Consider the following 5,632-nt stretch of genomic DNA (forward strand, 5'->3'; position numbering starts at 1 on the left):
ATGTGGTTACAATAGCAGAGAGGATACACCTGTTCCCATTCCGAACACAGAAGTTAAGCTCTCTAGCGCTGATGGTACTTGGTGGGAAACTGCCTGGGAGAGTAGGACGTAGCCACGTAATTTTTTTATTTGTTATATTGAGTTAAAATTTAAAATAAAATTCTAGCTTAATATAACAAATAAAATAAAAACCTATTGGTATGAAAATCAATAGGTTTTTATTTTATTTAAGTTTTTAATTACGATGTTAAATATATTATATAGATACACAATCTATTAATTTATCATCTAATATCTTATATTTAAAAATTGTTTGATTAAAATTATTATGCCATTATCTTAGATACAAATTCTTTTAATTTATCTAATCCAGCCAAGAAAGTATTCTCATTACAAGCATAAGATATACGAATATATTTATCCATACCAAATGCTATGCCAGGAACAACTGCTACATTGTATTCTTCTAAAAACTGATTACAAAATTCTATAGAAAAACTATCTTTATATTTAAAGTTTTCAGCTATCTTAGAAAGGTCTATAAAAGCATAAAACGCACCATCTGGATTTACGTAATCTACATTTTCGATAGAATCTAATTTAGATGTGATTAAATCTCTTCTAGATTTATATGTTTCCACCATATCATCTATATCAGTTGAACAATCTTTTAAGGCTCCATATGCTATGTATTGTGATGTTAAGCTTGGATGTGATATAAGATGTCCTTGTATGGAACTCATTGCTTTAGCTATGGTTTTATTAGAAGCAGTATAGCCTAATCTTAATCCAGTCATAGCAGCTGATTTAGAAAAACCATTTATAGTTATAGTTATATCTTTTGCTTCTTCGTTTAATGAAGCAACTGATGTGAAATTTCCAGTGTAACATATTTTTTCATATATTTCATCTGCCAAAATATATATTTTGTTCTGTATACACACTTTTACGATTTCAATTAGCTCATCTCTTGTATAGACACTACCAGTAGGATTTGAAGGATTATTTATTACAAGAATCTTTGTTTTGCTTGTTATAGATTTTTCAAGTTCTTCTTTTGTTAATTTGAATCCATTTTCTTTTCTGGTATCAATAAAAATTGGAACAGCATTAACTAATTTAACCATTTCAGGGTAACTAACCCAATATGGTTTTGGCAATAACACTTCATCTCCCTCATCTGTTAACGCTAGTAAAGTGTTTGTTATAGAATTTTTAGCTCCACTTGATATAACTATTTCATCTATTGAATATTTACAGTTATTTTCTTCAATAAGTTTTTTACAGATTTCTTCTCTAAGTATTTTCAATCCAGGAACTAAATCATATTTAGTACAATCTTTATTTAAAGAGTCAATTCCGTAAGATTTTGCAACATTAGGTACATTAAAATCAGGTTCTCCTATACTAAGGTTGATTACTTTAATTCCGTCACTTTCCATTTCTTTAACTTTTGAACTAATACCTATTGTATAGGATGGAGTTATAAAGTTTAGTCTTTTTGATAACATAAAATGCCCCCTTTTAAATTATTATTTATATTATACGACAAATTTGAAAAATGTACATAAGGAAATTTGTAGATATATACATTAATACATATGAAAATGAGTATTTTTTGCCTAAAATTAGTGTAAAAAAAAGAGAAAAAAGTTTTGACTTCCAAAGTTGTTACAAACGCTGATGTTCAAAATATCTACATAGTATTTGCAATGATTTGCGTTAGTTTGACTATTATGTACAAATTTGGTAATCTTAATATAGTAATTATTAAGATAATCCCTTTAACTTAGTTGAAGGGGATTTTTTTAGACTTAATATACTACATATAGTGGTATGTAGATTAATAAAATACAATATATAGTAATAGGGGGTTTTTTTAATTGGTTGAGTTTGTAAAAAAGAGAGATGGAAGAGTGATTCCATTTAATGAAGATAGAATAACAAGGGCTATATTTTTAGCAGCAACAAATGTTGCAGAAAGAGAAGGTATTGTACCTGATTATAAGTTATCTGAGCAACTAACTCAGGAAGTAATAAAGTTGATAAATCATAAATATTCTGAATCAGTTCCAAGTGTTGAAGACATACAAAATTCTGTAGTTAAGGTTCTTATAGAAACAGGTCATGCAAAAACTAGTGAAGAGTACATAGTATATAGAACTGAAAGAAGTAGAATAAGAAATTCAAAAACACGATTAATGAAGGCAATAGAAGAAATTACCTTTGAGGATGCAGAAGATGCTGATATAAAAAGAGAAAATGCAAATATCAATGGTAATACAGCTATGGGAACAATGTTACAATATGGAAGTACTGTATCCAAAGAATTTTGCAAGACTCATATATTAAAGCCAGAACATTCTTTCGCACATGATAATGGAGATATACATATACATGACATGGACTTTTTAAATATGGGGACATTAACTTGTTGCCAGATAGATGTTAAAAAACTATTTGAGGATGGTTTTTCAACTGGTCATGGTTTCTTAAGAGAACCACAAGATATAATGAGTTATGGAGCTCTAGCCGCAATTGCGATACAAAGTAATCAAAATGATCAACATGGAGGTCAAAGCATACCATTTTTCGATTATGGTTTGTCTGAAGGTGTGTATAAGACATTTAAAAAATTCTACATAGGAAACTTAGCTAAAGCATTAAAATTATTTAAAGGAATTGAAAATAATGAAGCAATAAAGGACATAGTATATAGAACAGAGAAAGAAACAAATAAAAAAGTTGGTCTTAAAAAAGATGAATTGTATTTAAACTCTGAAAAAGAAAAACTAAAAGAAATGTTTAATATTGATGAAGAACTTATAAAGAACATGCAAAACTTTGCATTTGAAGAGTCATATAAAGAAACTGATAAAAAAACATATCAATCTATGGAAGCATTTATACATAACTTAAATACAATGCATTCTAGAGCAGGTGCACAAGTACCATTTTCAAGTGTAAATTTTGGAACAGATATTTCAGAAGAAGGAAGAATGGTAACTAAGAATCTATTATTATCACAAGAAAGAGGTTTAGGTAATGGAGAGACCCCAATTTTCCCAATATTGATATTTAAAGTTAAAGAAGGTGTAAATTTAAATCCTGAAGATCCTAATTATGATTTATTTAAGTTATCATGCAGGGTATCAGCTAAAAGATTATTTCCTAACTTTAGCTTTTTAGATGCTCCTTTTAATGCTAAATATTATAAAGCAGGAGATCCAGATACAGAAGCTACATATATGGGTTGTAGAACAAGAGTACTTAGTAATGTATGTGGGCCAGAAACAGTTAGTGGCAGAGGAAATATATCTTTTACTACTGTCAATCTTCCAAGATTAGGTATAAAGCATGGAATTATAAAAAATGAGAAAACTAATTTAGATGAATTTTTTAAAGAACTAGATGAGAAAATAGACTTAATTATAGAACAATTATTAGAGCGTCTTGAAGTTCAAGGAAATAAAAAAATGAAAAACTTTCCGTTTTTAATGGGGCAAGGCGTATGGAAAGATTCTGATGATTTGGGCCCAGAAGATACATTAAAAGAAGTAATAAAGCAAGGAACATTGACTATTGGGTTTATAGGTTTAGCAGAATGCCTTATTGCTCTTACAGGTAAACATCATGGAGAAAGCAAGGAAGCTCAAGAATTAGGACTAAAAATAGTGTCATATATGAGACATAAAATGGATGAAGCTACAGACAAATATAAATTAAATTTCTCTTTAATGGGTACTCCAGCAGAAGGTCTTTCAGGAAGATTTACTAAAATAGATAAGAAAGTATATGGAGAAATTAAAGGTATTACAGATAAAGAGTATTATACTAATTCATTCCATGTTCCAGTTTATTATAATATAAGTGCATATGACAAAATTGAGATAGAAGCTCCATATCATGAATTTACTAATGCAGGTCATATAACATATGTAGAACTAGATGGAGATCCATCTGATAACTTAGAAGCTTTTGAAACTATCATAAAAGCAATGAAAGATTTGGGCATAGGATACGGAAGTATAAATCATCCTGTAGATAGAGATCCTATATGTGGTTTCTCGGGAGTAATAGCAAGTAATATATGTCCTGTATGTGGAAGAAATGAAGACGAAAGTGATATTAAATTTGAAAGAATCAGACGAATAACAGGATATTTAGTTGGTACAGTTGATAGATTTAATAATGCCAAAAAAGCGGAAGTTAAAGATAGGGTAAAACATAGATAGTTTTATTTGGAGGAATAAGTTATGAAGATAAGAATGTCATCTACTATAAGTCATGACAGTATAGTTGATGGACCAGGGTTAAGAATGGTAATATGGACTCAAGGATGTGTTCATAATTGTAAAGGATGTCATAATCCTCAAACACATAATTTATGTGGTGGATTTTATATGGATACAAAAGAAATTATAAATAAGATAAAGTCACTAAAATTACAAAAAGGTATTACACTATCAGGTGGAGAGCCATTTTTACAGCCAGAACCATTAGAAGAAATAGCAAAAGAAGCCAAAAAGACTGGCTTAGATGTATGGTCCTATACAGGATTTACATTTGAACAACTACTAGATAAAAAAAATAGTGCATATTTTAAAAACTTGAACCTATTAAAGCAGATTGATGTTTTAGTAGATGGAAGATTTGTAGATGAAAAAAAAGATATAAGTCTAAAATTTAGAGGTTCATCAAATCAAAGAATAATTGATGTTCAGAAGAGCTTAAAGTATAAAAAAGTATTTTTAATTGAGCAGTATATGAAGGATGATTTATCTATAGCAGAATAGAACATAAATAGACGAAAGTAAATGTAAAAACATATTTACTTTCGTCTATTTTTATGTAAAAAGTTTTTCTTTAATTATGTATTATATAAAATGTATTTATATTAGACTGACTATTGTAGCTTTTATAGCTTTAGTTTTATAATATATTAGTTTGTTTTGATTTATATTCTTTTAAAAGAAAGTTTTACAAATTGTTTAATTGATACTCGGCTATGAAACTAAAGTATTTAATTTGATTATGAAAGTTTTTAGTTAATATATAAATTTACAAAGTAAAGTAGTAAGGGGTTGATAAATACTTTAATAAAATTATATGCTCATGTACTATTATCACTACTAATATCATTATTAATGCTTTTGAGAGGAAATAATGCTGCTATTAAAGTAAGCATTTTCAACCAATGTTTTCAAGTTGTAAACATATTGTATCATATAGATAAATGGACTAATGAGAAGTGATTATACATATGGATTTATCTTTATTCAAAAAATAATAAATTATGTAATATGTGGATAAATATGTTTATAATGTGGATAATATTTAATGTAATAAGTTAAAACAATATGAATCAGTTGTTTATAATGTGGATAATATTATAATAGAGAGGTAAAGTGATAATTTAAAAATAAAAAAAGTAAAAAAAGTTGTTGACTCTAAAAGAAAAAGTTGGTATAGTAATACTTGTCCTCAAGAAAAGGACATAAACATAAAGAACTTTGAAAATTAAACAGTAGGTTAATTTATAAACAAGAAACAAACCATAAAGCCAGATATTTAGATAACAATAGTATCTGAGCCTGATAAACTTTTATTTGAGAGTTTGATCCTGGCTCAG

Annotated in this window: 3 protein-coding genes and 1 rRNA gene; 3 read left to right on the plus strand and 1 reads right to left on the minus strand. The window is 28.0% G+C overall.

The features are described 5' to 3' along the window. The first annotated feature begins 1 nt into the window (after position 1). Positions 2–118 (plus strand): 5S ribosomal RNA (gene rrf / locus IC174_RS20455). 208 nt (positions 119–326) lie between these two features. On the opposite strand, the gene IC174_RS20460 is transcribed toward rrf, so the two are convergent. Continuing rightward, positions 327–1,511, minus strand: a complete 1,185-nt coding sequence (locus tag IC174_RS20460; RefSeq protein WP_227437648.1) for a pyridoxal phosphate-dependent aminotransferase — start codon at positions 1,509–1,511, stop codon at positions 327–329. Positions 1,512–1,883: 372 nt separating this feature from the next. On the opposite strand from IC174_RS20460, the gene IC174_RS20465 reads away from it, so the two are divergent. Together IC174_RS20465 and nrdG are read left to right on the plus strand one after the other, a co-directional pair. Beyond that, positions 1,884–4,235: an anaerobic ribonucleoside triphosphate reductase gene (locus tag IC174_RS20465; RefSeq protein WP_227437646.1), complete on the plus strand. Its 2,352-nt coding sequence runs from the start codon at positions 1,884–1,886 to the stop codon at positions 4,233–4,235. A 21-nt stretch (positions 4,236–4,256) separates the two neighbouring features. Beyond that, positions 4,257–4,796 (plus strand): anaerobic ribonucleoside-triphosphate reductase activating protein, encoded by a 540-nt coding sequence (gene nrdG, locus IC174_RS20470; protein WP_227437644.1) that lies wholly within the window; start codon positions 4,257–4,259, stop codon positions 4,794–4,796. Positions 4,797–5,632: the final 836 nt, after the last annotated feature.

The sequence above is a fragment of the Clostridioides sp. ES-S-0001-03 genome (genome assembly GCF_020676075.1).
Lineage (GTDB): Bacteria > Bacillota > Clostridia > Peptostreptococcales > Peptostreptococcaceae > Clostridioides.

Coding starts and splice junctions, on each gene's coding strand:
- IC174_RS20460 (WP_227437648.1), bottom strand. CDS start 1,511: ATGTTATCAAAAAGACTAAACTTTATAACTCCATCCTATACAATAGGT.
- nrdG (WP_227437644.1), top strand. CDS start 4,257: ATGAAGATAAGAATGTCATCTACTATAAGTCATGACAGTATAGTTGAT.